At 32.5% G+C, this 19,417-nt stretch carries 23 protein-coding genes; 11 read left to right on the top strand and 12 right to left on the bottom strand.

Annotated elements, in window-relative coordinates; genetic code table 11:
* Positions 1–77: 77 nt before the first annotated feature.
* The 4 genes from ACE01P_RS05890 to ACE01P_RS05875 form a co-directional block, all read right to left on the bottom strand.
* Positions 78–737, bottom strand: coding sequence for a YqiA/YcfP family alpha/beta fold hydrolase (locus tag ACE01P_RS05890; protein WP_379695248.1), 660 nt, complete (start codon positions 735–737; stop codon positions 78–80).
* Between the two features lie 35 nt (positions 738–772).
* On the bottom strand, positions 773–1,228 hold the full coding sequence (locus ACE01P_RS05885; protein WP_379695246.1) for a hypothetical protein: 456 nt from the start codon (positions 1,226–1,228) through the stop codon (positions 773–775).
* Positions 1,229–1,375: 147 nt separating this feature from the next.
* Positions 1,376–2,476 carry a BT_3928 family protein gene (locus ACE01P_RS05880; RefSeq protein WP_379695244.1) on the bottom strand — a complete coding sequence of 367 codons (1,101 nt, stop codon included), beginning with the start codon at positions 2,474–2,476 and terminating at the stop codon, positions 1,376–1,378.
* Between the two features lie 62 nt (positions 2,477–2,538).
* The gene (locus ACE01P_RS05875) at positions 2,539–3,078 is read right to left on the bottom strand and encodes a DUF1599 domain-containing protein (RefSeq protein WP_379695243.1); all 540 of its coding nucleotides are present in this window, start codon (positions 3,076–3,078) and stop codon (positions 2,539–2,541) included.
* Between the two features lie 210 nt (positions 3,079–3,288).
* Here ACE01P_RS05875 and folP point away from each other — a divergent pair, with 210 nt between their 5' ends.
* Together folP and ACE01P_RS05865 are read left to right on the top strand one after the other, a co-directional pair.
* A complete protein-coding gene (gene folP / locus ACE01P_RS05870; RefSeq protein WP_379695242.1) occupies positions 3,289–4,113 on the top strand; it encodes a dihydropteroate synthase in 825 nt (274 codons plus the stop codon).
* 149 nt (positions 4,114–4,262) lie between these two features.
* Positions 4,263–4,895 carry a hypothetical protein gene (locus ACE01P_RS05865; protein ID WP_379695240.1) on the top strand — a complete coding sequence of 211 codons (633 nt, stop codon included), beginning with the start codon at positions 4,263–4,265 and terminating at the stop codon, positions 4,893–4,895.
* 52 nt (positions 4,896–4,947) lie between these two features.
* Here the strand turns inward: ACE01P_RS05865 and rlmH are convergent, their stop codons facing one another.
* The 7 genes from rlmH to ACE01P_RS05830 form a co-directional block, all read right to left on the bottom strand.
* On the bottom strand, positions 4,948–5,421 hold the full coding sequence (gene rlmH / locus ACE01P_RS05860; protein ID WP_379695238.1) for a 23S rRNA (pseudouridine(1915)-N(3))-methyltransferase RlmH: 474 nt from the start codon (positions 5,419–5,421) through the stop codon (positions 4,948–4,950).
* Positions 5,422–5,645: 224 nt separating this feature from the next.
* Complete coding sequence (locus ACE01P_RS05855; protein ID WP_379695236.1) at positions 5,646–5,951, bottom strand: antibiotic biosynthesis monooxygenase family protein; 306 nt, start codon at positions 5,949–5,951, stop codon at positions 5,646–5,648.
* Between the two features lie 136 nt (positions 5,952–6,087).
* On the bottom strand, positions 6,088–7,503 hold the full coding sequence (locus tag ACE01P_RS05850) for an adenosine deaminase (protein WP_379695234.1): 1,416 nt from the start codon (positions 7,501–7,503) through the stop codon (positions 6,088–6,090).
* Positions 7,504–7,783: 280 nt separating this feature from the next.
* Positions 7,784–8,068 carry a GNAT family N-acetyltransferase gene (locus ACE01P_RS05845; RefSeq protein WP_379695232.1) on the bottom strand — a complete coding sequence of 95 codons (285 nt, stop codon included), beginning with the start codon at positions 8,066–8,068 and terminating at the stop codon, positions 7,784–7,786.
* Between the two features lie 5 nt (positions 8,069–8,073).
* Positions 8,074–8,469: an OsmC family protein gene (locus ACE01P_RS05840; RefSeq protein ID WP_379695230.1), complete on the bottom strand. Its 396-nt coding sequence runs from the start codon at positions 8,467–8,469 to the stop codon at positions 8,074–8,076.
* 2 nt (positions 8,470–8,471) lie between these two features.
* On the bottom strand, positions 8,472–9,353 hold the full coding sequence (locus tag ACE01P_RS05835; protein WP_379695228.1) for a pirin family protein: 882 nt from the start codon (positions 9,351–9,353) through the stop codon (positions 8,472–8,474).
* A gap of 323 nt (positions 9,354–9,676) precedes the next feature.
* Positions 9,677–10,777 carry a DNA alkylation repair protein gene (locus ACE01P_RS05830; protein ID WP_379695226.1) on the bottom strand — a complete coding sequence of 367 codons (1,101 nt, stop codon included), beginning with the start codon at positions 10,775–10,777 and terminating at the stop codon, positions 9,677–9,679.
* 348 nt (positions 10,778–11,125) lie between these two features.
* Here ACE01P_RS05830 and nadC point away from each other — a divergent pair, with 348 nt between their 5' ends.
* The 5 genes from nadC to priA all read left to right on the top strand — a co-directional run bounded on the left by nadC (position 11,126) and on the right by priA (position 16,676).
* The gene (nadC, locus tag ACE01P_RS05825; protein ID WP_379695224.1) at positions 11,126–11,983 is read left to right on the top strand and encodes a carboxylating nicotinate-nucleotide diphosphorylase; all 858 of its coding nucleotides are present in this window, start codon (positions 11,126–11,128) and stop codon (positions 11,981–11,983) included.
* Between the two features lie 94 nt (positions 11,984–12,077).
* The gene (locus tag ACE01P_RS05820; protein ID WP_379695222.1) at positions 12,078–13,001 is read left to right on the top strand and encodes a YihY/virulence factor BrkB family protein; all 924 of its coding nucleotides are present in this window, start codon (positions 12,078–12,080) and stop codon (positions 12,999–13,001) included.
* A gap of 1 nt (position 13,002) precedes the next feature.
* Positions 13,003–13,431 carry a DUF2147 domain-containing protein gene (locus ACE01P_RS05815; RefSeq protein ID WP_379695220.1) on the top strand — a complete coding sequence of 143 codons (429 nt, stop codon included), beginning with the start codon at positions 13,003–13,005 and terminating at the stop codon, positions 13,429–13,431.
* 10 nt (positions 13,432–13,441) lie between these two features.
* Positions 13,442–14,200, top strand: coding sequence for a subclass B1 metallo-beta-lactamase (gene bla-B1-FLAV, locus ACE01P_RS05810; RefSeq protein ID WP_379695218.1), 759 nt, complete (start codon positions 13,442–13,444; stop codon positions 14,198–14,200).
* A 25-nt stretch (positions 14,201–14,225) separates the two neighbouring features.
* Complete coding sequence (gene priA / locus ACE01P_RS05805) at positions 14,226–16,676, top strand: primosomal protein N' (protein WP_379695216.1); 2,451 nt, start codon at positions 14,226–14,228, stop codon at positions 16,674–16,676.
* A gap of 8 nt (positions 16,677–16,684) precedes the next feature.
* On the opposite strand, the gene ACE01P_RS05800 is transcribed toward priA, so the two are convergent.
* Entirely contained in the window at positions 16,685–17,383 is a 699-nt protein-coding gene (locus ACE01P_RS05800; protein ID WP_308068294.1) for a LytTR family DNA-binding domain-containing protein, read from the bottom strand.
* Between the two features lie 177 nt (positions 17,384–17,560).
* Between ACE01P_RS05800 and rpsF the strand changes: the two genes are divergently transcribed.
* The 4 genes from rpsF (at position 17,561) to ACE01P_RS05780 (ending at position 19,325) form a co-directional block, all read left to right on the top strand.
* Positions 17,561–17,902: a 30S ribosomal protein S6 gene (gene rpsF / locus ACE01P_RS05795; RefSeq protein WP_026729424.1), complete on the top strand. Its 342-nt coding sequence runs from the start codon at positions 17,561–17,563 to the stop codon at positions 17,900–17,902.
* Between the two features lie 5 nt (positions 17,903–17,907).
* On the top strand, positions 17,908–18,204 hold the full coding sequence (gene rpsR, locus ACE01P_RS05790) for a 30S ribosomal protein S18 (RefSeq protein ID WP_002987043.1): 297 nt from the start codon (positions 17,908–17,910) through the stop codon (positions 18,202–18,204).
* Between the two features lie 67 nt (positions 18,205–18,271).
* Positions 18,272–18,712: a 50S ribosomal protein L9 gene (gene rplI, locus ACE01P_RS05785; protein ID WP_379695213.1), complete on the top strand. Its 441-nt coding sequence runs from the start codon at positions 18,272–18,274 to the stop codon at positions 18,710–18,712.
* A gap of 139 nt (positions 18,713–18,851) precedes the next feature.
* Complete coding sequence (locus ACE01P_RS05780) at positions 18,852–19,325, top strand: DUF6495 family protein (RefSeq protein WP_379695329.1); 474 nt, start codon at positions 18,852–18,854, stop codon at positions 19,323–19,325.
* Positions 19,326–19,417 lie beyond the last annotated feature (92 nt).

Genomic DNA, 19,417 nt, shown 5'->3' with positions numbered 1-19,417 from the left:
AAAACGTCAGATTTCAATCAAAAAAGCCTTCAATAAAATAAAAATTATTGAAGACTTTTTTATGTTTTTTGGAATGCTTAATTCAAATCATAATTTCCATTTGCCCATTTTTTGCTTGGAGCAATCCAATTGTCTGCAGCTTTGTATAAAAAACCATGTTTTAGACCTGTATTAAGTTCAATTTCTTTAAAATGAATTATTTTACACTTCGAAGTTTCCTTTCTTTTGATGGCAGAAACTCCATAAATATCTGATTTTTCGTAAATGGTTAAAATGTTTCCGCAGAAATTAATATCCGGAATTTCTGTAATATCGACATCTCTGAAACAACCGATAAAAACAAAATTTACATCAGGATTTGAAAGATAAGTAGAAACATATTGTGCAATATAACCACCTTGTGAAGTTCCTACTACTGTTATGTGATTTGGCGGAACACCATTCTTTATTAGCTTTTTGACTTGTTTTGCCATTTTTTCGGCATATTCTGCAGAATTGGTGTTTTTCTTTCTTTTTTCACTAAAAACAATAAAGCCATCTTTTCTATAAGATTCTAAAATCTCATTGTATTCTGCTCTGCCATATTCTGGATGAACTGCATTTAAATCATTTTCTTCAACAAATTTGTTATGGAAAAAGAAAATGTAACGTTGATTTTCATTTTTAGTTTGGCTGAAACCTGAAATACTAAATAAAATCGAGAACGAGAAAATAAGTGTTTGAAAGAGCCTTTTCATTGATTAAATTAGAGAATTATAAAGTAAAATTGATTTTAGTTTTTTGTATTAATCAAGATTTTAAAAGCTCCTGTATTCTTATCTTCAGCGTATGTAGCATTTTTAATTTCTTTAGATTTTAGTACAGTATTAGTGCAATGTTTTCCTTTTACTCTTTCTGTGACAACCGATACCTCAAACGCTACTTTATCTTCAAATTTAATAGCATAATTATATGTTCCTGGTTCAAATCCTACAAGTAAGTTTAGACGATTTAAATTATTACTATTTATATAAATAGACTGAATAACCTTGTTTTGGTTTAAATCTGTTATTGTTACTGGCTTTGTGCGGTCAAAAGTGCCGTTTTCAAATAAATTAGCTCCAGAATCTTGATCTACGAATTCAAAAGCAAGTGACACAGGTCCTGATGAACAATCTACATGAGACGAGTCACAGCCTGTGATTAAGATTAAAACAAGAAGCACTGAAATATTTAGCAGTTTTTTCATTATTAAATAGTTTTTGGTTGATTCAAATGTAGGATTATTATTCGAAATCTAAAATGTTATTATGAAAGTGAAACCTTAAAAAAATAAAAAAGCGCTAATAAACGTACTGTTTATAGCGCTTTTAAAATTTATAATTTTTTTTAAATTTTATAATTTCAAATCATCAACATCATTGTAATGTACTTTTTGAGCTATAGTTCCATCATTAACTACAACAATACTTGGATTTGCTCTTTCAACCGTTTTTAAAGCTGTTCCGTCGCAGAAATAGAAATCAATATCTAAAGCATAGTCTTTTTTCGCTTTAGCGATTTCATCAGCTCCAGAAGCGGTCATTCCGATTACTTTGTAGCCTTTTGCTTTTGCATCTGCTGTAACTTTTGCTAATTTTTTCATTCCTTCAGGATTCGATAAATTCAAATCGTAAGTTACATAAATTAACAATTTAGGCTCTTTTAATAATTCTTCTTTATAATCAGAATCATCTTTTGTCATTGTAAAATCGTGAATAGGAGGAACGTAACCTTCAGAAATTACTTTGTCTTTACGATCAACAAATACGGCTCCTTCTGGAATATTCATTAAATCTTTCTCTGTAAATTCTTTATCAACTCCGTTTACTTTGTAGATAAAAATCATTTCTACAACAGATTTTGGAGCGCCTTCCGGAATTTCCATTCCTTTTTCAATGTTTGTTCCCACTTTATAAGGACGGAAATCTTTAATCGGATTATGGTTAATAACCCAAACGGCCATGAAAACGCACAAAACAATGCTTAATAAAGTAAGGATGTTTGTAACCATTTTTGAAAATAACGGTTTCACTAATTTTTTGTTTATGAATAAAATCAAAATAAAGAAAAGTAAAACAACATCTTTTGTAAATGATTGCCAAGGCGTTAAGTGTAAAGCGTCTCCAAAACATCCGCAATCTTTTACTACATCAAAATAGGCAGAGTAGAAAGTAAGGAACGTGAAGAAAACAATCAATAATAATAAAGCCCAAATCGTTAGCTTTGACTTATACCCAACTAAAAGCATTACGCCTAAAACTACTTCTAAAATCACTAAAAAGATAGCTAAACCTAAAGCTAAAGGTTCTAAAAAAGGCATATTGAAAACGGGCTCGCTAAAATATTCAGCCAATTTATAAGAGAAACCAACAGGATCGTTTAGTTTGATTAATCCGGAAATGATAAATAGGACACCGACAAATAATCGGGAGAATTGGGTAATGATGTTTTTCATGGGGTAAAGTTTTTTCTGCCACGAATTACACGAATTTGATTTGTGTAATTTGTGGCTAAATATTATTTTATTGGATTAAGTATTAAAGCAAAAACAGAATAATTAATCATATCCTGATAATTGGCATCGATTCCTTCAGAAACCAAAGTTTTACCTTTATTATCTTCAATTTGCTTAACGCGAAGGAGTTTCTGCAAAATCAAATCGGTCAGAGAACTTACACGCATATCACGCCAAGCTTCACCGTAATCGTGATTTTTAGCTTCCATTAAGTCTTTGGTCAATTGTACTTTAGCATCATACAATTCAGTTGCTTTTTCTACGTCAAGATCGGGCTGATCTACAACGCCAAGATCTAACTGAATTAAAGCCATGATAGAATAATTGATAATTGCGATGAATTCTCCTTTTTCATCTTCATCAACTTTACGAACATCGTTTTCTTGCAAACTTCTGATTCGTTGTGCTTTTATGAAAATTTGATCGGTTAACGATGGCAATCTTAAAATTCTCCATGCGCTACCATAATCTTTCATTTTATTGATAAACAATGTTCGGCAAATCGCGATAACATTATCAAATTCTTGGGAAGTATTCTTCATTTATATGCTGTATATTTGCTAAAATTTCTTCAAAAATAGGGAAAAATTAAAGAGTTTCAAGTTTCAGGTTTCAAGTTTTTCTAAACAAATTGTTAATGGGGTTAACTTGAAAGTAATATTAAAAGTTTCAGGTTTCACGTTTCAAGTTCCAGAACTTGTGCGATCACATCAACTTGAAACTTGAAGCTTGAAACAAAAAATAAAAAAATCATGACAATTAATTGCAAAGGAGAACTTATCGATTTGTCGATTCCTAAAGTAATGGGAATTCTGAATGTTACTCCAAATTCTTTCTTTGATGGAGGAAAATATAAAAACGAAGACGAAATAATTTCGCAAGTAGATAAAATGCTTTCTGAAGGCGCAACTTTCATCGACATTGGAGCATATTCAAGTAAACCGAGCGCAGAGTTTGTAACCGAACAAGAAGAAATCGACCGAATTGTTCCTGCAATTGAATTGATTTTAAAGCATTTTCCAAAGACATTATTATCAATTGATACTTTCAGGGCTGAGGTTGCAAAAGCGAGTATAGAAAGCGGCGCAGCGATTATAAACGATATTGCCGCTGGAGAATTAGACGAAAAAATGTTTGACGTAATCGCACATTATAACGTTCCATATATTATGATGCACATGCGTGGCAATCCGCAGACGATGCAGAGTTTGACGCAATACGATGACATGATAAAAGAAATACTTTTTTATTTTTCAGAAAAAGTAAAAAAAGCAAGAAGTTTAGGAATCAACGATTTGATTTTGGATCCAGGTTTCGGTTTTGCTAAAACGACCGATCAGAATTATGAATTGATGCAGAAAATGGAGCTTTTCAATATTTTGGAGCTACCAGTTTTAGCTGGAATTTCAAGAAAATCAATGATTTATAAAGCGCTAGATATTACACCACAAGAAGCTTTAAACGGAACTACTTTCTTGAATACAATTGCTTTGATAAAAGGTGCCAAAATTCTTCGTGTTCATGATGTGAAAGAAGCTATGGAATGTGTTACTTTGTTTGGTAAAATGAGTTTTTAAATGTAATTTCATTTAGTTTGTCATTCCGACGAAGGAGGAATCTTCGTTGCAGAGTCGACAAAGATTGGAATTACTTTTAGGAGTTTCTTGTGGAGATTCCTCCTTCGTCGGAATGACAAACTTTACGTAAAATAGTTATCTGAAAAAATATGAAATACTTTTCTCTACTTATAATTTGCCTTCTATTTTCATGCGGAAAAAAAGAAGATGTTTTATTGCCAAAATCAAATGTTTCAATTGTAAAAGACGTACAAGATCATTCGCCGATCTATATTTTCTTTAAAGTTGATGGAAAAGATACAATCGCAGATTTAAACCGAAAAAGTGCTATTATTTCTACCAATTGGATTTTTAATATTGACAAGCGTCTGCCTTTAAAAACGGTGATTCCGGACGTAATTAAAATGCAAGAAAAGAAAAGAGCTGATAGCGCGCACAAAAATGAAAATGCTCAAAACTATTACTCTTATGCTGATTCTATTGGAAAGAATTTAGCCTTTTTGCCTTTCACGAAAGTGTTTTATAAAATGGAAAAACCGACTGCAGGAAGCTTTGTCGTTTACTTCAAAAAAGGAAAGCAACAGGTTTTTATGGCAAATCAGGAAATAAAAATTTCAGAAATATTGAAGCAATTTTACAGTATAAAATTTGAAAAAGTCCCAGATTTGGTGTTTTTATTTGATAAGGATATGAGTTATGAAGAATACATCCAATATAAAATTATATTACAAAAAGATGTGACTTATAATCTTGATACACTTCCAGTAGAATTTATAAACTAGGAATTTATTTCGGCATTAAAGCTGCGACTTAAAACTGCGACTGAATACTAAATCATTGATGGTGATAAGGTTCGTTGCGTAAAATCGTAAATCCACGGTACAATTGCTCGATAAAAAATAAACGAACCATTTGATGGGAAAACGTCATTAGCGAAAGCGAAATTTTTCCTTGTGCTTTTTTGTAAACGGTTTCAGAAAATCCGTACGGTCCGCCAATTACGAAAACCAAAGTTTTTACACCAGAATTCATTTTCTTTTGTAATTCTTCAGAGAAACCAACGCTTGAAAAGTTTTTTCCGTTTTCATCCAATAAAATCAATTGATCTGTTGCAGAAAGTTTAGAAAGAATCAATTCACCTTCTTTTTCTTTTTGCTGACTTTCAGATAAGTTTTTTACGTTTTTGATGTCTGGAATAATCTCCAATTCAAATTTGATGTAAAAGGATAAACGTTTAGTGTAATCGTCAATCAAAGTTTGAAGCGATTTGTTATCTGTTTTTCCTATTGCGATAAGTTTGATGTTCATATTTTGTTTTTGCCACGAATTGCACGAATTAAATTTAAAATATATTTTTTAACACATAGAGACATAGTTTTTCTTTGTCTGCAAAAAAGGTATTTCACTTGCATTAATTCACATAGCTGAATACAATATTGCGATGTGTTAAAATCTAGATTTTTTCTAATTTCTCAAACAAGATAATTTGCCTATGTTTCTATGTGTTTAAATTTTAGCCAAATAAAGCTTAATTATTTCTTTTTACTCTCAAAAACAGTTTCAAAATGCTCTACAATTGGAAACGGCTCATAATAATGGTGTAAAATCTTTTTCCATTCCAAATAGGCTTCAGAGGTCCTAAAACCAATTGTGTGATTTTCTAAAGTATTCCAATCCACTAACAAAAGATATTTGTTTTCAATTTCCAAACATTTTTCCAAACGATGCGCTAAATAGCCTTCAATTGAAGAAATGTATTGACTTGCTTTCGCAAAATCAGCTTCAAATTGAGGAGCTAATTCTGGTTTTACATAAAGAAATGCTGCTTCTAGAATCATAATTTATATATTTTTTTTTCACGCAGATTTTACAGATTTAAGCAGATTTAATTTTTGATGTTTCATTAAAAAAAATCTGCGTTCATCAGCTTAAATCTGTAAAATCTGCGTGCAATTTTCGCACAGATTGCAGATATTAATTTTTAGAAAATTTCGCTTCAAAATCTTTAAAACGACTGTCTAAATCTTTCAATAATTGTTTCTTAACCGAAGCATCTTGAATAAAACTGTAATTGATACTGTTGTAAACGTACTTTTTAATTGTCTCGTAATTTACATCAGGATATCTTTTCGCTAATAAAACATACTGTTCTGTCATACTGCTTCTTAAAATTCCCGCATCATCTGTGCTGATTACGATTGGAACATTAAATTCTTTGTAAAGCGTAAACGGATGTCTGTTTTCTTTTACTTTCAAAATGAATTCGTTACTCGCTAAATTGATCTCAATCGGAATATTATTTTTAGACATATATTTCAATAAATCGTATGAATTTGCTTCGTACGCAATGTCAACTCCGTGACCAATTCTGTTTGCTCCTGCGACGTAAATGGCGTCATTTATATGCCAAGTCAATTCTTCTGGCTGAACCAAACCTAAAGTCAATTCGCCCGCGTGAAGCGTATATTTTACGTCAGGAAATTTCGAATGGCAATATTTAAACATCACCATGTGTAGCCAGTAGTCTTTCATAGAAGTCTGTCCGTGTTCTGGAGAAACGATGTTTACACCGGCAGTCAGTTTGCTTTCGCTTGACGAAATAAAAGCGACAACAAGATTCTTGAATAAATCTACCGGTTCCATAAAACGAAGCACAAAGTTTTGATAGCGCATGGTGAATTTTTCGTCATCCATTTTTAAATCTTTATGCAGTTTTGCAATGAAATTAGTGTTGAAATTTTCAGCGTATTTTTTAGCATCTTTTTTCTGAAGAGATTTATACAATTCGTCCAAAAGTTTCAAAACTGCTTTTTCATCTTTTTGATCTGCTGCCTGACGTAATTTTGTATTGAAATCGGTCAAATCAGAAACATTCATATCACACGGAATTGTAGATAATTGTGTTTCGATATAAGAAACATTTTCTGCGATTGCGCGCTTTTTTAATTCCAACATTCCTTCAGCAAAATGGCCTTGAATTGTAGGTTCAAATTTCATGAAAGAATCAAAGAATTGATCATCAGAAGGAACAGAACCATTATAATCTTTAACAGACCAAGTTTGCATGATTTGCTGTTCGTAATAATCTAGTTTTCCTTTATTTGCAAGAGAAGAAAAGTTTTCCCAGTTCCCTTTTTCAGGTTTGGTTTTAGAAACCGCCATTGTTTCCAGATTCAAATAAAAGTCTTCTGCAATAGCTCTTTCTAAAAGAGGTTCTGCATAAACGGATCCTGAAAAATGGTGGTGTAAATCGCCTCCTTTGGGCATTTGTTGAAAGAAAGCTGTTAAGAGAGCTTCATTATTTCTGATTTTTTCTAAATAACTCTCAGCTGATTGAGAAAAGCCGATTTGTGCTATAAAAATACAGAAAAGCGTAATTATTCTTGTCATACTCTAAGATTAAATTACGCGCAAATATACGATTTTTCTTTGAGGTTCAAAGGTTCAAAGCGACAAAGGTTCAAAGTTTTGCTTATAGTTGTCATTTCGAGGAACGAGAAATCGCACTCGGTAATCGACAGAGATTGACTTACTTTCGCGGAATTTCTAGTGCGATTTCTCGTTCCTCGAAATGATAAATTGGTATGAATAAAAAAGAAAAGACGCACAGCAGTGCGTCTCTACAATAAACCTTTGTCGCTTTGTAACTTTAAACCTTTGTCCCTTAAAATTAAGAAAAAAGTACATCACGAATTTCTTCAACCTTATCAAAGACGCTTTTCGCGAAAGGGCAAAGCGGAATAATTTTTAGATTGTTAGCTCTAGCATATTCTACAGAAGCCATAACTAGTTTTTTACCAACACCTTTTCCGTTAAAATCTGGACTTACTTCAGTGTGATCGATGATGAATTTTGAATCTCCCGCCCAAGTATAAGTCATTTTTCCAGCTTCTTTTCCGTCTTCGATTGCCTCAAAATAGCCTCTTCTTGTATCGTTTATTTGTTGAATTTCCATGGTAATTATATGAGTGTGGTTTTAATTTCGATTGAATGTGTTAGTGTTTTATGAATCGGACAACTGTTTGCAATTGTCTCTAATCTACGTCTTTGCTCGTCGTCAACTTCGCCTATTACTTCAATTCTTCGGGTAAATGAGGTACAATTTCGCTCTGAATCTCTTTCAAAATCAATTTTTATATTGATTTCTTCAACGTTCCATTGTTTACGATTAATGTACATTCGTAAAGTAATTAATGTGCAAGACGCCAATGATGAAGCCAAAAGTTCAGTCGGATTTAAACCTAAATTTTTACCGCCCATTTGTACAGGTTCGTCTGAAATTAAAACATTTCCACTTGCTGAAGTGATTTCCGTGCGATACAAACGTGTATCTATTTTTGCTGAAATTGTATCCATAATTATTTAATTCTTGGTTCAGGTAAAGGAACAAATTCGGTTTCGCCATGAACTTTCGGGAAAGTTTGAGCTGTCCAATCTTGTTTTGCTTTTTCGATTAGGTTTTTATCAGAAGAAACGAAGTTCCAAAAGATAAAATGTTCTTCAGGAAATGGCTCGCCACCAAAAATATAAACGGTAGAGTTTTCGGCAATTTCGAATTCACAAAGCGAACTTTCTGTAGTAATCAGAATTTGTCTCGGATCGTAAGTGTGTTCGCCATTTTTAATGCTTCCTTCTAAAATATATAAACCGCTTTCGCCGAATAAATGTTTTCCAATATTGATTTTCTTAGCGGCTGCACTTTTGATTTCAATAAAATACAACGGACTATAAACAGGAACTGGTGATTTTTTTCCAAAAGCTTCACCAGCAATCAATTTGTATGAAACACCATCTTCTTCCCAAGCCGGAATATCGTCTGCTTCAACATGCGTAAAATTAGGTTCCATTTGCTCTAATTCTTTTGGAAGCGCTACCCAAATCTGCAATCCGTGAAGCATTTTATCAGAATGTCTTAAATATTCAGGAGTTCTTTCAGAGTGAACGATTCCCTTTCCAGCGGTCATCCAGTTTACAGCGCCTGGTTTTATTTCTAATTCTGTTCCTAAACTGTCGCGGTGCATAATACTTCCTTCAAACAAAAAAGTAAGAGTCGAAAGTCCGATGTGCGGGTGCGGAGGAACATCCATATTTTCGTGGTCACTTAAATGTGCAGGTCCCATATGATCGATAAATACAAATGGTCCGACAGCTCTTTTTTCACGGAAAGGCAATAATCTTCCTACCATAAAATTGCCAATATTGGCTGCGCGTTCTTCGATGATTAAACTGATGTTTGACATGTGATATTATTTGATTTTAAAACAAAATTACAGCAGTGATGCGTGTCTGTAACTTAATTTAGATTAAGAAAAGTTTTTTGGATTTTTTTGTGTTATAAAAATAAGGAAAATCGTTTAGCTAAGGTTTATGTGCTTATTAAATTTAAGTTTAAAAGTCCCAGCGGGACGAAATTTTTATAGAAGAAATAGTTGTCACGCAACGTAAAGCCCCCAGCGGGGTGAAATAAATATGTCGCTCCGCTGGAGCTTTAATACTATGCGTTATTATTTTTTTCTATAAATATTATACTCCGCTGGAGTATTTTAAATGATGAAATGAGAAATTAATCAACCAACTCAAATTCCAAAACCTCACTCTCAGTTCCATTAATTATAATCGACAATTGATGAATTCCGGTATGAAAAACGCGAGTCGTAATCAATTTAAAAGACTGATTTCTTTCAATCTTCGTTAATTGATTGGGATGATAAATTTTCTCACTGATTTTGAAGACTTTTTTCGCCAAATGTCCTTTTGCTTTTTTGTAATGAACAGCGTATTCTAAACGAATGGTTTTAGACTCTTCGTTTTTATTATTTAAGTGAAAATGAAACTGCAGATAATCTCCAATTTTTACTTTAGGTGTTTTAATTTCGAAAGAAGAAAGCTCAATATTGGTACTTTCTAAACCATAATGACTTAAGATTTCAGGATGTCCTTGTTTTAATAAAGTTCGGCAACCGTGTTTGATAATTCCATCGGTTTCTTTGCTTTGGCCTTTCCATCTTGAAGCGATTTCAAGAACAATTTCTGGGTTGTCTTTTACAATATCATTCAAATTATTGGCAACACTTCTTCGGACATATTCTGAAGGATCATTTTTTAGATTTTCTAAAATAGGAAGAATGGAAGTAGGGTCTTTTTTCAAGAACGGAATCGCCATAGCCCACGGTAATCTTGGTCTTGAACCTTCACTTGCCAATCTACGAACGTGATGATTTTCATGTAAAGACCATTTAATCATTTCATCGATCATTCTTTCTTTATATTTTAAAATGAAAGGACGAACGGCAAACTCGCAACTTATGAATTGTGTTATAGAAACAAAGGCTTTAACGGAAGTTTCAAAATCGTCTAAACCATACATTTCGATATAATCGGCGAAGAAAATGAAGGTTAAATTTCCTTCAGTAAAACTGTTTTTCTTTAAATTTTCGATGATTTTATCAATTAAAGAAGTCGCTTCTACAAAATTTTGAGGCATAAATTGATGCAGAACAACTGTAGTGTGTTTCATTCTGTCTTTCCATTCTTTTTTGGCGAAATCACCTTCATAAATGGCTTCAATGAATTTTTGTTTATTGAATGAAGGATGCACTTCGGCAACAGCTTGACCAAATTTTTCGTAGAAAGAAACCGAGTAAATATCTTTAATTAATCCCATAAATTTTGCTTGATTGAACCTCAAAGATATTTAATGTTTTTAATTGTTGAGGTAGATTTTGGTTGAAAAATTTAAACACATAGAAACATAGTTTTTTTATTTATAGTCATTTAGATTTTAGAAAAAATCTAGATTTTAACACATAGTTTTGACGTTCAGCTATGTGCATTAATGAAAGTGAAACGCCTTTTTTAAGTTTTTAAAAACCATGTTTCTATGTGTTTAATAAAATGCGTTATTCTAGATTTTAAAATGAAAATTTAAGTCAATAGAAAACTTTTCGTAGAATGGAAACTTTTAATTCCATAAAATATATCCTAATTTAGCATTATTATTAAAAATAGAAAAATGATAAGCGAAGCACAATTTCAAGCAGAATTACAACTTTTGATTAGTAATGCCATTAGAGAAGATGTCGGACCTGGTGATTACAGTTCGCTGGCTTGTATTCCAGACACTGCTCACGGTCAAGCTAAATTATTGGTAAAAGATCAGGGAATAATTGCTGGTGTTGAATTGGCTAAAATGATATTTGAACATGTTGATCCAAAACTAAAAGTGAAAACTTTTATCGAAGATGGAACGCATGTTGAATACGGCGAAGTTGTTTTTGAGGTTTCAGGAAGCTCGCAGTCTATATTAAAAGCCGAAAGAGTTGTTTTGAATACGATGCAGAGAATGTCTGCAATTGCTACAAAAACAAACCATTTAATGGAGCTTTTGGAAGGAACAAATGCAAAGATTTTAGATACGCGTAAAACAACTCCAAATTTTAGAGCTGCAGAAAAATGGGCTGTAAAAATTGGTGGAGGCGAAAATCATCGTTATGCTTTGTACGATATGATTATGTTGAAAGATAATCATATCGATTTTGCTGGCGGAATTACTCGTGCAATTTCTAAAACTAAAGAATATTTAAAAGAAAATAATCTGGATTTAAAGATTATCGTTGAAGCTCGTGATTTGGATGAAATCAGAGAGATTTTATTGAGTGATGGTATTCATAGAATTCTGATTGATAACTTCAATTATGAAGACACCAAAACTGCTGTTGAGTTAATTGGTACAAAATGCCAAACGGAATCTTCAGGAAATATCAGCGAAAAAACGGTTAGAGAATATGCTTTATGCGGTGTAAACTATATTTCGTCTGGAGCTCTAACGCATTCAGTTTATAATATGGATTTGAGTTTGAAAGCTTTTTAATGAAGTTATGAATTTTGAGTTATAAGTTATGAGTTTGTTTTAAATCTAAAATCTCCCGATAGCTATTGGGACTCAAATCTAAAATCAAAAATTTATGTCGAAAGAGATAGAAGCTCGGATTGAGAAAATACCCGTGGTACGTTTTTTAGTTCGACTTTTGAAGAAAATAAAACTGCCTTGGCTAGAAGGTTTTTCGCTGTATGATTTGCTTGAAATGTATACCATCGGGATTATTGATGGCGCTTTCTCTTATCATGCAAGTGCCGTTTCTTTTAGTTTCTTCATGGCTTTGTTTCCTTTTGCGCTGTTCATCTTAAACTTAATCCCGTTTATTCCGATAGACAATTTTCAGGAAGATTTCTTGCAGTTCGTTCAGCAAAGCGTTCCGCCAAATACTTATGATGCGATTAGTAAAATCATTAGCGATATCTTAAATAATAGTCACTCAGGCTTGTTATCGTCAGGTTTTTTGCTTTCGATTTTTTTAATGGCAAATGGTATTAATGGAATTTTAAGCGGTTTTGAATCATCCAAACATGTTTTTGATAAGCGAGGTTTTTTGCATCAATATTTAGTTGCCTTAGCCATTTCTCTAGTAATGACCATAATTCTGTTTGTTACGGTGGCGACAATTGTCGTTTTTGAGGTCTTTATTCAAAAAACGATTATTCAGGATGTGTTGAGTGATCGAATTCCGCTGATCATTTTAGGAAGGTATCTGTTTGTTGTTTTAATGATTTTAATAACCTCTTCAATATTATTGCGTTATGGAACAAAGCAATATAATAAAGTGCCTTTTATAAGTATTGGTTCTGTTTTTACAACGATCTTAATTGTTATATCTTCGTTCTTTTTTGGAATTTGGGTTATAAAATTTTCAAAATATAATGAACTTTATGGTTCTATTGGGACATTATTAATTCTAATGTTTTATATTTGGATAAACTGTATGATTCTGCTTTTAGGGTTCGAATTGAACGCTTCTATCAGAAAATTAAAACAAAAAAAAACTTACTAGTATGAAAAATTGGATGTTAACAATCGGTGTTTTTTTCTTTGCGCTAACCATGCAAAGCCAAGGTGTAATTGGGAAATGGAAAACAATTGATGACGAAACAGGTGAAGCAAAATCGATTGTAGAGATTTACGAAAAATCAGGAAAAATTTACGGCAAAGTAATAGATATACTTCGCGAAAGCCACAAAAAAGATGTTTGCGTAAAATGTGAAGGAGCCGAAAAAAACAAACCAATTTTAGGAATGGTTATTATTAATGGTCTTAAAAAAGATGGATCAGAGTATAATGGAGGGACGATTTTAGATCCTACAAGTGGTAAAAAATACAAATGTTACATATCATTAGAATCTACCGATAAATTAAAACTTCGCGGTTATGTTGGGATATCTTTAATGGGAAGAACACAATATTGGACGAGAGTAAAAAACTAATTAAAATCTAATGCGAAAATTAGCTTCGATAATTTTATTCTTAGTTATAGTTTCAAATAGCTTTGGACAATCTAAGAATTCGCCATTACAAATAAGTCATCTTACAGGTGACTTTTATGTTTATAAGACTTTTAACGATTATAAAGGAGTAAAGATTCCTGCCAATGCTATGTATGTGGTTACGAAGGAAGGTGTTGTTCTTTTTGATGCACCATGGGATAAAACGCAGTTTCAGCCTTTATTAGACAGTATCGAAGCAAAACATAATAAGAGTGTTGTAATGGTTTTTGCAACGCATTCGCATGAGGATCGCGCTGGCGGATTAGATTTTTATAGAAAAAAAGGAATAAAAACCTATTCAGGTAAATTGACAGACGAAATTCTTAAAGCAAATAATGAAGGAAGAGCAGAATTTACAATTCCAGACGACGCAACTTTTACCGTAGGACAATACAATTTTGAAGTATATTATCCGGGCAAAGGCCATGCGCCAGATAATATTGTAGTTTGGTTCGGAAAAGAGAAAATTCTTTATGGAGGTTGTTTTATAAAAAGCGTTGAAGCAAAAGATCTAGGATATTTAGGCGATGCTGATGTTAAGGAATGGGAAAAATCCATTAAAAAAGTTCAGTCAAAATTTAAAAATCCAAAATATGTTATTCCGGGGCACGATGGCGGAACAACAAATGAATCTATAGGACACACTTTAAAGTTGGTTCAGAATTATAATCTTTCAAATAACACTTCTCCAAAATCTGGTCAGAAATAATTTTACTGACTTATAAAAAACTTGCATGCATTTCATTGAAGTCATTTTACCGCTTTCTTTAGCTAAGACATTTACATACCGAATTTCTGAAGCCGAATTTCATTTCATTAAAAAAGGAATGCGTGTTGCTGTACCGTTTGGTAAAAGCAAAATATATACAGCACTTGTTTTGGACGTTCATGAAAATGCTCCAACATTATATGAGGCGAAAGAAATCCATCAAATTTTAGATGAAAAACCAATTGCAACCGAAATCCAGATTAAACACTGGCTTTGGGTTGCAAATTATTATATGTGTGGTATTGGAGATGTGTATCGCGGTGCATTTCCAAGCGGATTATTACTGGAAAGCGAAACGATAATTTCCCATAAACCAGATGTTGTTATAAATGACAGCGAACTTTCTGATGATGAATTTTTGATTTACGAAGCTTTACAACATCAAAGTTCATTAAAAGTTCAAGAAATTGCTTCTATTTTAAACAGAAAAAATATACTTCCAATTCTTCAAAAATTGATTGCGAAAGATATTATTTTTTTGGATGAAGAAATAAAAGAAACATACAAGCCAAAACTGGTTCGATATGTAAAATTGCATTCAAAATACGATTCTGATAATGGTTTGGCTGAATTGCTTGAAGTATTGAAAAGTGCTAATAAACAGAAAGAAATTGTTTTGACTTACTTTCAGTTGAATGCTTCGGAAAAAAAGCCAATTACGGTTAAAAGACTTACTGAAGTTTCAAGCGTAACTTCTGCAGTTGTAAAGGCTTTAATTGAAAAAGAAATATTCGAAGAGTATTATTTACAACACGATCGTGTTACCTTTAATGGAGAGGTATCAGATAAAGAATTACAACTGAGTAAAGCTCAAGAAAACGCATTTTTAGAAATTAAAAATATTTTTTTAGAAAAGGAAGTTTGTCTGCTTCATGGTGTAACTTCTAGCGGAAAAACGGAGATTTATATTAAGTTAATTGAAGAATATCTAGAGACAGGAAAGCAGGTTTTGTATCTGTTGCCAGAAATTGCGCTTACTACACAATTGGTTTCGAGATTGCGTCTTCATTTTGGAGATAAAGTAGCTGTTTTTCATTCTAAATATAGTAATAATGAAAGAGTTGAGGTTTGGAGACAAACGCTTGAGAATTCTTCAAAAGCACAAATTGTAATTGGAGCAAGATCTGCTTTGTTTTTGCCTTTTAATGATTTAGGATTATTAATCGTTGACGAAGAACACGAACAGACTTTTAAGCAAACAGATCCTGCACCAAGATATCACGCCAGAGACGCAGCAATTGTTTTGGCTAATTTTCATAAAGCAAAAGTTTTGTTAGGTTCGGCAACGCCTAGTATTGAAACGTATTTTAATGCACAAAACGATAAATACGGATTAGTAACCCTTTCCGAGCGTTATAAAAATGTTCGTTTGCCTGAAGTGCTTTTAGTCGATTTAAAAGACAAGCATTTCAGAAAAAAAATGACTGGGCATTTTAGCGACCTTTTAATCGAAGAAATTGCAGAATCATTGTCATTGGGTGAGCAGGTTATTTTATTTCAAAATAGAAGAGGATATTCGCCTATAATAGAATGTATGACTTGCGGGCACGTTCCGCATTGCCAACAGTGCGATGTCAGTTTGACTTATCATAAACATAAAAATCAGCTACGATGCCATTATTGCGGCTATTCAATAGCAAAACCTACAAATTGCCATAGCTGTTCTAGTATCGATTTAACTACAAAAGGATTTGGAACAGAACAGATAGAGCAGGAGTTGGTGTCACTTTTTCCGAAAGCAAAAACGGCTAGAATGGATCAGGATACTACGCGAGGTAAATTTGGTTTTGAAAAGATAATTGATACGTTTAAGAATCGTGAAATTGATATTTTGGTGGGTACACAAATGCTTGCTAAAGGATTGGATTTTGATAATGTAGGCTTGGTCGGAATTATGAATGCTGATAATATGCTTCATCATCCAGATTTTAGGGCTTTTGAGCGCAGTTTTCAAATGATGACGCAAGTTGCGGGAAGGGCAGGAAGATCAGAAAAACAAGGAAAAGTCGTGATTCAGACCTACAATCCGAACCATAATACAATTCAGCAGGTTACAAACCATAATTTTATGGGTATGTATAAAGAGCAATTGTATGATAGGCAGATTTATAGATATCCGCCTTATTTCAGGATTATTAAGCTTACGCTAAAACACAAAGATTTTGATAAACTGAAAGAAGGCGCTATGTGGCTGTATCAGGTTTTGAGTCAAAATTTAGGGATGCCGGTTTTAGGGCCAGAAGAGCCTGCAATAAGCAGAATCCGAAACGAATACATTAGAACTATTTTGATTAAAATTCCGCAAGAGCATCATTTAGGAAACACAAAAAAAACTATCCAGAAAATACTGAATAGTTTCGAAGCTGTGGCTCAATATAGAGCTATAAAAGTTGTGGTTAATGTAGATTTTTATTAACGGCAATTTTAAGAAGAAGTCGAAAGTGCTTTTACCAGATCTTCTTTTTTATTGCGGCTTAAAGGTATTTTGGTGATGCCGATTTCAGCAAATTTGCTGTTAAAACGTTCAACCTTATCTATATTAATGATATACGATTTGTGAACGCGAATAAATTTGTCTTTCGATAAATCATTTTCAAAAGATTTCATTGTCGAAAGAACCAGATTGCTGTCATCTTCTGTTACTACTCTTACGTAATCTCCAAAAGCTTCAATCCATTTGATTTTTGAAGTGAAGATTTTAAGTTTTTTTAGGTTACTTTTGATGAATATATGTTCGCCTTCTTCTTCTTTGACATCCTTTTTAAGCAAATGCATGTCGATTGCTCTTTTCACAGAGGCATTAAAACGATCAACTGCAATTGGTTTTTGTAGATAGTCGGTAGCGTCGTAATCAAAAGCTTTTAAAGCGTATTCCGCTTTAGAGGTAATAAATATAATTTGAGGTTTTGATTTTAATCCGTCAAGGAAATCAAATCCGTTAATAACTGGCATTTCTATATCAAGAAAAATTAAGTCAATATTGTTTAATGAGATACAACTTTTTGCTTCAATTGCATTAGAAAAATCCCCGATTAAATGCAAGCCTGGGTGATTATTAACCAATTTGGCAATAATTGTCCTTTGTATAGAACTATCATCTACAACAACACAGTTTAGTTTCATAACATTTATATTTAGAATAAATTCAGGATAGCAGTAGTAAATGTATTATTTTTTTGTAAAAAAAACTAAGGTTGGGGCATCTTTTTTGCATTATGACGAATAAAAGAAAAAAAATGTTGGATATGTAAATTAAATGCTTACTTTTGCACCCAATTTTAACAAATAAATTTTTTATTTATGAATCATTATGAAACTGTTTTCATTTTAAATCCCGTTTTATCTGAGGTTCAGGTGAAGGAAACAGTAACGAAATTTGAAGAATTTCTTACTAGTAGAGGAGCTGAAATGGTATCGAAAGAGGATTGGGGTCTTAAAAAAATGGCTTACGAAATCCAAAACAAAAAAAGTGGTTTTTACCATTTATTCGAATTCAAAGTAGCTGGAGAAGTTCTTGTAGCTTTTGAAACTGAATTCAGACGTGATGAAAGAGTTATGCGTTTCTTAACTGTAAGTTTAGATAAACATGCTATTTCATGGGCTGAGAGAAGAAGAGCGAAATTAAAATCTACTAAAGCGTAATTATTATGTCTACAATCGAACAATCTGCAAAAGGAAAAAAAGACGGAGATATCAGATATTTAACGCCTTTAAACATTGAAACTAACAAAACTAAAAAGTATTGCCGTTTCAAAAAATCAGGAATCAAATACATCGATTATAAAGATGCTGATTTCTTATTGAAATTCGTTAATGAGCAAGGAAAAATTCTTCCTCGTCGTTTAACAGGAACTTCATTAAAATACCAAAGAAAAGTTTCTGTAGCTGTAAAAAGAGCTCGTCACTTAGCTTTAATGCCATACGTGGCCGATTTATTAAAATAGTATAAAAAACTCTAGTCGCTGGTTTCTGTTATGCAGAACCTAACTTCTAAAATTTAAGGACAACAACATGGAAATTATTTTAAAACAAGACGTACAAAACTTAGGATTTAAAGATGATGTAGTATCTGTAAAACCTGGTTACGGACGTAACTTTTTAATTCCTCAAGGATTTGCTACTTTAGCTACTCCTTCTGCTAAAAAAGTTTTAGCTGAAAACCTAAAACAAAGAGCACACAAAGAAGCTAAAATTGTTGCTGATGCTAAAGCATTAGCTGAAACATTAAAAGGTCTTGAGATTAAACTTACTGCAAAAGCTGGTGGAGAGAAACTTTTTGGTTCTATCACTAACATCGATATCGCTGAAGCTTTAGAGAAATCTGGTAATGCTATCGATAGAAAATTCATCACTAGCGGTGTTGTAAAACGTTTAGGAAAATACAATGCTACAGTTCGTTTACACAGAGATGTAATCGTTGAATTAGCTTACGAAATTGTTGCTGAAAAGTAATAGTTTTTGAATCTATACAAAAATCCCGATGCAAATCGGGATTTTTTTTTATTTGGTGTTATTGTGAGGAAACGGAGCAATTACACATTTTTTAATTTTTAACAAATTGGAACGGGATTACTTCGTTCCTCGCAATGACATGAAATACGCAAGATTAACAAAAGAACAGTTTGACGAATTGCATGCTGAATTTGCAAGTTTTTTGGCTACACAAGCAATAGATAGAAAAGAATGGGATGAGCTTAAGGTTAATAAGCCAGAAGTTGCAGAACAGGAACTTGATGTTTTCTCAGATTTGATTTGGGAAGGTGTATTGGGTAGAGCGGAATATTTAGAACATTTTTCTAAAAACCATATTTTCCTGTTTCATTGTTTTGATACTTATATTAAGTCGATTGTTTTGAAAACATTTTCTCCAGAAGTTGATTTTTTGACTAAAGAAGGACTTCAATGGCTAAGTGATAATATGTTTACAGAAAATATCGAAATGAAAGTAGGGAAGAAAGTGTTTACAGATGAACGTAACTTTTCCATCTTTGAATTGATTAAACAAGGCGCTTTTTTAAGTGATGGTCAATTGTTTAATCAAATTAATACGATTATAGAATCTTAAATTAATTTTTGTAAGGTTTTTAATAAAAGCAGGCAGTTCTTGGCAATTGTCTGCTTTTTTTGTTTTTTAACTTTTGTTTAATCTTTTAAAAG

The sequence above is a fragment of the Flavobacterium sp. HJSW_4 genome (assembly GCF_042436695.1).
GTDB lineage: Bacteria > Bacteroidota > Bacteroidia > Flavobacteriales > Flavobacteriaceae > Flavobacterium.
The sequence above is the reverse complement of the archived record's forward strand: the minus strand, read 5'-3'. Positions and strand labels throughout refer to the sequence as shown.

Bases quoted from the DNA above. Each gene is read 5' to 3' on its own strand.
- ACE01P_RS05845 (WP_379695232.1), bottom strand. From the start codon at position 8,068: ATGGAAATTCAACAAATAAACGATACAAGAAGAGGCTATTTTGAGGCA.
- ACE01P_RS05855 (WP_379695236.1), bottom strand. From the start codon at position 5,951: ATGATTCTAGAAGCAGCATTTCTTTATGTAAAACCAGAATTAGCTCCT.
- ACE01P_RS05815 (WP_379695220.1), top strand. From the start codon at position 13,003: ATGAAAAATTGGATGTTAACAATCGGTGTTTTTTTCTTTGCGCTAACC.
- ACE01P_RS05880 (WP_379695244.1), bottom strand. From the start codon at position 2,476: ATGAAAAACATCATTACCCAATTCTCCCGATTATTTGTCGGTGTCCTA.
- rpsR (WP_002987043.1), top strand. From the start codon at position 17,908: ATGTCTACAATCGAACAATCTGCAAAAGGAAAAAAAGACGGAGATATC.
- folP (WP_379695242.1), top strand. From the start codon at position 3,289: ATGACAATTAATTGCAAAGGAGAACTTATCGATTTGTCGATTCCTAAA.
- ACE01P_RS05850 (WP_379695234.1), bottom strand. From the start codon at position 7,503: ATGACAAGAATAATTACGCTTTTCTGTATTTTTATAGCACAAATCGGC.
- ACE01P_RS05840 (WP_379695230.1), bottom strand. From the start codon at position 8,469: ATGGATACAATTTCAGCAAAAATAGATACACGTTTGTATCGCACGGAA.
- rlmH (WP_379695238.1), bottom strand. From the start codon at position 5,421: ATGAACATCAAACTTATCGCAATAGGAAAAACAGATAACAAATCGCTT.
- ACE01P_RS05835 (WP_379695228.1), bottom strand. From the start codon at position 9,353: ATGTCAAACATCAGTTTAATCATCGAAGAACGCGCAGCCAATATTGGC.
- ACE01P_RS05865 (WP_379695240.1), top strand. From the start codon at position 4,263: ATGAAATACTTTTCTCTACTTATAATTTGCCTTCTATTTTCATGCGGA.
- ACE01P_RS05800 (WP_308068294.1), bottom strand. From the start codon at position 17,383: ATGAAACTAAACTGTGTTGTTGTAGATGATAGTTCTATACAAAGGACA.
- nadC (WP_379695224.1), top strand. From the start codon at position 11,126: ATGATAAGCGAAGCACAATTTCAAGCAGAATTACAACTTTTGATTAGT.
- ACE01P_RS05890 (WP_379695248.1), bottom strand. From the start codon at position 737: ATGAAAAGGCTCTTTCAAACACTTATTTTCTCGTTCTCGATTTTATTT.
- rplI (WP_379695213.1), top strand. From the start codon at position 18,272: ATGGAAATTATTTTAAAACAAGACGTACAAAACTTAGGATTTAAAGAT.
- ACE01P_RS05875 (WP_379695243.1), bottom strand. From the start codon at position 3,078: ATGAAGAATACTTCCCAAGAATTTGATAATGTTATCGCGATTTGCCGA.
- ACE01P_RS05780 (WP_379695329.1), top strand. From the start codon at position 18,852: ATGAAATACGCAAGATTAACAAAAGAACAGTTTGACGAATTGCATGCT.
- ACE01P_RS05830 (WP_379695226.1), bottom strand. From the start codon at position 10,777: ATGGGATTAATTAAAGATATTTACTCGGTTTCTTTCTACGAAAAATTT.
- priA (WP_379695216.1), top strand. From the start codon at position 14,226: ATGCATTTCATTGAAGTCATTTTACCGCTTTCTTTAGCTAAGACATTT.
- bla-B1-FLAV (WP_379695218.1), top strand. From the start codon at position 13,442: ATGCGAAAATTAGCTTCGATAATTTTATTCTTAGTTATAGTTTCAAAT.
- ACE01P_RS05885 (WP_379695246.1), bottom strand. From the start codon at position 1,228: ATGAAAAAACTGCTAAATATTTCAGTGCTTCTTGTTTTAATCTTAATC.
- rpsF (WP_026729424.1), top strand. From the start codon at position 17,561: ATGAATCATTATGAAACTGTTTTCATTTTAAATCCCGTTTTATCTGAG.
- ACE01P_RS05820 (WP_379695222.1), top strand. From the start codon at position 12,078: ATGTCGAAAGAGATAGAAGCTCGGATTGAGAAAATACCCGTGGTACGT.